General features: G+C 68.5%; 4 protein-coding genes, 1 tRNA gene, 1 other RNA gene and 1 pseudogene. 3 read left to right on the forward strand and 4 right to left on the reverse strand.

Features of this window, described 5'->3' with window-relative positions; all coding sequences use genetic code 11:
* The coding region (locus tag AOK17_RS31840; protein ID WP_107102553.1) for a DNA polymerase III subunit gamma and tau at window positions 1-876 on the reverse strand (876 nt) is incomplete at its 3' end.
* Between the two features lie 152 nt (window positions 877-1028).
* Window positions 1029-1125, reverse strand: an RNA gene (ffs, locus tag AOK17_RS47790) — signal recognition particle sRNA small type.
* A 71-nt stretch (window positions 1126-1196) separates the two neighbouring features.
* Between ffs and AOK17_RS31845 the strand changes: the two genes are divergently transcribed.
* From AOK17_RS31845 to AOK17_RS31855, 3 genes are all read left to right on the forward strand, one after another.
* Window positions 1197-1284 (forward strand) — tRNA-Ser (locus AOK17_RS31845).
* A 95-nt stretch (window positions 1285-1379) separates the two neighbouring features.
* Window positions 1380-2000: a mycothiol-dependent nitroreductase Rv2466c family protein gene (locus tag AOK17_RS31850; protein WP_055616042.1), complete on the forward strand. Its 621-nt coding sequence runs from the start codon at window positions 1380-1382 to the stop codon at window positions 1998-2000.
* Between the two features lie 331 nt (window positions 2001-2331).
* Window positions 2332-3249 carry an alpha/beta fold hydrolase gene (locus AOK17_RS31855; protein ID WP_055616044.1) on the forward strand — a complete coding sequence of 306 codons (918 nt, stop codon included), beginning with the start codon at window positions 2332-2334 and terminating at the stop codon, window positions 3247-3249.
* Window positions 3250-3319: 70 nt separating this feature from the next.
* On the opposite strand, the gene AOK17_RS31860 is transcribed toward AOK17_RS31855, so the two are convergent.
* The gene (locus tag AOK17_RS31860) at window positions 3320-4120 is read right to left on the reverse strand and encodes an ABC transporter permease (protein ID WP_055616043.1); all 801 of its coding nucleotides are present in this window, start codon (window positions 4118-4120) and stop codon (window positions 3320-3322) included.
* Window positions 4117-4330: pseudogene (locus AOK17_RS31865) on the reverse strand (ABC transporter); the annotation flags it as partial. The pseudogene AOK17_RS31865 and the gene AOK17_RS31860, both read right to left, overlap by 4 nt.

Genomic DNA, 4330 nt, shown 5'->3' on the forward strand with positions numbered 1-4330 from the left:
CAGCCGCTCCAGCAGGTCGGCGACGAACCGCCGGGGATCGTTTCCGCCCTCGATGATCCGGTCGACGACCTCGAAGGCGGCGGCGCCGTCCCCCGCGGCGAAGGCCTCGATCACGGAGTCGAGCAGCGACCCGTCCGTATAACCGAGCAGTGAGGTGGCCATGGCATACGTGACGCCGTCGTCCTTGGCACCGGCCAGCAGCTGGTCCATGACGGACATGGAGTCACGCACGGACCCGGCGCCGGCGCGGACGACCAGCGGAAGCACCCCGTCCTCGACGGGACTGCCCTCGCGCCCGCACACCTCGCCCAGGTACTCCCGCAGCGTGCCCGGCGGCACGAGCCGGAACGGATAGTGATGCGTACGCGACCGGATCGTCCCGATGACCTTCTCGGGCTCGGTGGTGGCGAAGATGAACTTGAGGTGCTCGGGCGGCTCCTCGACGACCTTCAGCAGCGCGTTGAACCCGGCCGACGTGACCATGTGGGCCTCGTCGATGATGTAGATCTTGTACCGACTGCTCGCGGGCCCGAAGAACGCCTTCTCGCGCAGGTCACGGGCATCGTCCACGCCACCGTGCGAGGCGGCGTCGATCTCGATGACGTCGATGGAACCCGGCCCGTTCCTCGCGAGGTCACGGCAGGACTGGCACTCCCCGCAGGGCGTCGGTGTGGGTCCCTGCTCGCAGTTCAGACACCGCGCCAGGATCCGCGCACTGGTCGTCTTCCCGCACCCGCGCGGCCCGCTGAACAGGTACGCGTGATTGACCCGGTTGTTCCGCAGCGCCTGCTGCAGCGGGTCGGTTACATGCTCCTGCCCGATGACCTCGGCGAACGACTCCGGGCGATAACGGCGGTACAGCGCGAGAGACGACACGCGTACGAGGTTATAGGCGCCCACTGACAACGAGCACCGCCCGCCGGACTTCGCCGCTCCACCCCACCGGCGCCGGGCCACACCCTCGGGCTCCACCGGGGCCGCGCCCCTCGGCTCCGCCCGCCCGGCTCCGACTCAGCCGGCCCCGCAAACGCAAGGGCCCCCCACGCACCCGCCAGAGCCAACCTACCCTTGCTGCCTTCCGGCCCTGGGGGAGTTCAGTCAGATAGCGCCACGTGAGGGGCTGCGCACACAGTACCCGATCTGAACGGGGGGAACGAGTTCGCGAGCACTCCTCAACGTCTTGTATTGTTTGCCGCGGAGGATTCGCCTAGTGGCCTAGGGCGCACGCTTGGAAAGCGTGTTGGGGGCAACCCCTCACGAGTTCGAATCTCGTATCCTCCGCCAGTGCCTCACCGGGCACTAACGTCGAAGGGCCCCACCTCGCGGTGGGGCCCTTCGACGTTGTGTCCTTCGTCGTTTTCCGTCTCAGGAGCGATCGGATGAGCGAACAGCGGACCGTGGATTTCTGGTTCGACCCTGTCTGCCCGTACACGTGGATCACCTCGCGGTGGATGGTGGAGGTCACCAAGGTGCGGCCGGTGGCCGTCCGTTGGCGGGTGATGAGTCTGTCGGTGCTCAACGAGCATCGGGACGACAACCCCGAGGGCGAGTGGGGGGACTACATGTGGGCGCCGGTCCGCGTGTGTGCCGCCGTGGAGGAGCGGTTCGGTCAGCAGGCGCTCGGTGACCTCTTCACCGCGATGGGCACCCGATTTCATCTCCGGGGTGAGTGGGGGAACCTCCCGGCGGCCTTGGCCGATGCCGGGCTGCCGGAAGGGATCGCCGAGGCCGCCGAATCCACCGCGTACGACGAGGTGATCCGGTCCTCGCACGCGCAGGCCCTCGCTCTGGCCGGCGACGACATCGGCACGCCGGTTCTGTCGGTCGCCGGGCCCGGTGGCGAACGTGTCGGCTTCTTCGGTCCCGTCGTCTCCCCCGCACCCACCGGGGAGACGGCCGGACGGTTGTGGGACGGCTTTCTGCTGCTGGCCGCCGTTCCGGGCTTCTACGAGGTCAAGCGCACCCGCACCGAAGAGCCTCGGTACGACATGGGCGGCTGACCCGGGCGACTGGCATGGGCGACTGGCTGGCATGGGCGACTGATACGGGCGCCTGACACGCGCGACTCACATTGGCGACTGACACGGCATGTCCGGCGGAGGCTCGCGCCCATCCCGCCGGGACGTAGTCGTTGTCCCTCTGGAGAGCTACGCGCGAGTGAGCCCTGCGGGGTGACGATCCTGGGCCGCCGGATCCGTAGCGTCTGAGTTGTCGCCACCGCACTCCGGCCGACGGGCCCGGTACCGGCCCTCGTCTCCCCCATGTTTCTTCCTGTCTCCCTCTGTCTCCCTCTTGTCTTCCCCTGTCTTCTTGGAGGTCCTCGTGCACCGCATGCTCCAGACAACCGCCCTGGCCGCGACGTTCTGTGCCGTGGCCGGTGCGGGCATAGTCGGTTACGGGGAGACCACCGCCCAGGCCCAGACGCGGGCCCAGGCGCAGTCGGTGTCCAGCACGGCCGCGCGGCACGGGCACGGGGACGGGCACTCGTTCTCGGGGACCAAGAAGATCCGTGTCGGCGGCTACTCGGTCAACGTCTCGTGCTCCGGCCGCTCGACGGCCCGTAAGCCGGTGGTCGTCCTGATGGCCGGAGGCGGCGACGGGCTGGACACGATGGCCGGCCTGCAGAAGACCTTGAGCGAGAAGGCCAGGGTCTGTTCCTACGACCGGCTCGGCGAGGGCGAGAGCGACCAGCCGAACAGCACCCAGACCATCGACGACAGTTCCAGGATTCTTACGGGCGTGCTCGACCGGGTCACCAGTGACCGCCCGGTCGTGCTGGCCGGCCACTCGCTGGGCGGACTGATCGCCGCCCGGTACGCCCCCGACCACCGGGACAGGGTCAAGGGCCTGGTCCTGATGGACGCCACGATCCCGGCTCTGACGGCGGGCGTCTCGAAAGCGATCCCCGACTCGGCCACCAGCATGGCGGCCGAACTGCGTGACCAGACCATCGCGGTGAACGAAGGCCAGAACCCCGAGAAGTTCATCATCGCCGACGCCAAGGTCCGCTCCGCGGGGAACATCCCGGTGCAGATCATCAGGCACGAGTCCCAGTACGCCGAGGTCCCCGACTACGGGCCCGCCCTGGAAGAGATGTGGGCCGAGGGCCAGGAGCAGTGGCGTGCGCTCTCCGGCCGCAGCCGGATCAGCGTCGCCGCCGGAAGCGGCCACTACATACACGTCGACCGCCCCGACATCGCCGTCAAGGCCATCCAGCGAGTCACCGCACTGGCCACGGCCCACTCGTAGATGCCCACTCGTAGGTATCGGGGAACTCCGGAAGGGCCCCACCCTTCGCGGCGGGGCCCTTCGGCGGCGGTTACTTCGGGTCGCGGTTGAATGACGCCTTCGACCAGAAGTAGCCCAGCACGGTCAGCGCCAGGGACCAGACGATGGCGAGCCAGCCGTTGTGGCCGATCTCGGTGCCGAGCAGCAGGCCCCGCAGGGTCTCGATGGCCGGGGTGAACGGCTGGTACTCGGCGATCGGCTGGAACCAGCCCGGCATGGAGTCCACCGGGACGAAGGCACTGGAGATGAACGGCAGGAAGATCAGCGGAATCGCGTTGTTGCTGGCGGCCTCGGGGGTCGGGCTGATCAGACCCATGCCGACCGCGATCCAGGTGAGCGCCAGGGCGAAGAGCACGAGCAGCCCGAACGCCGCCAGCCACTCCAGCACTGTCGCGTCCGTGGACCGGAAGCCGATCGCCACCGCGACCGCCCCGACGAGGACCACACTCATCACGCACTGCAGCACGCTGCCGACGACGTGCCCGATGAGCACCGACGGACGGTGGATCGCCATCGTGCGGAAGCGGGCGATGATGCCCTCGGTCATGTCCATGGACACGGACACCGCGGTGCCGATCGTGGTCCCGCCGATGGTCATCAGCAGCAGGCCCGGGACGAGATACGCGATGTATGCCGAGCGGTCCGGACCGCCGCCGCCACCGATGCCCGCGCTCATCACGTCGCCGAAGATGTAGACGAAGAGCAGGAGCAGTATGACCGGCGTGAGCAGCAGGTTCAGGGTGAGGGACGGGTAGCGCCGCACGTGCAGCAGATTCCGCCGCAGCATCGTGGACGAGTCGCGTACGGCGAGGGAGAGAGCGAGGGAGCTCATCGGACGTCCTCCTTGGGCTGGCTGAGCCGGCTGGGCTGACTCTGCTGGCTGGGCTGAGTGGGCAGCTTGGTGCTGTCGGTGAGGGCGAAGAAGACGTCGTCGAGGTCGGGGGTGTGCACGGTGAGTTCGTCGGCCTCGATGCCGGCCGCGTCCAACCAGTCGAGGATCGAGCGCAGTTCGCGCTGGCTTCCGTCGCTCGGGATCTGCAGC

The organism is Streptomyces phaeochromogenes (assembly GCF_001418655.1).
GTDB classification, from domain to species: Bacteria; Actinomycetota; Actinomycetes; order Streptomycetales; family Streptomycetaceae; genus Streptomyces; species Streptomyces phaeochromogenes.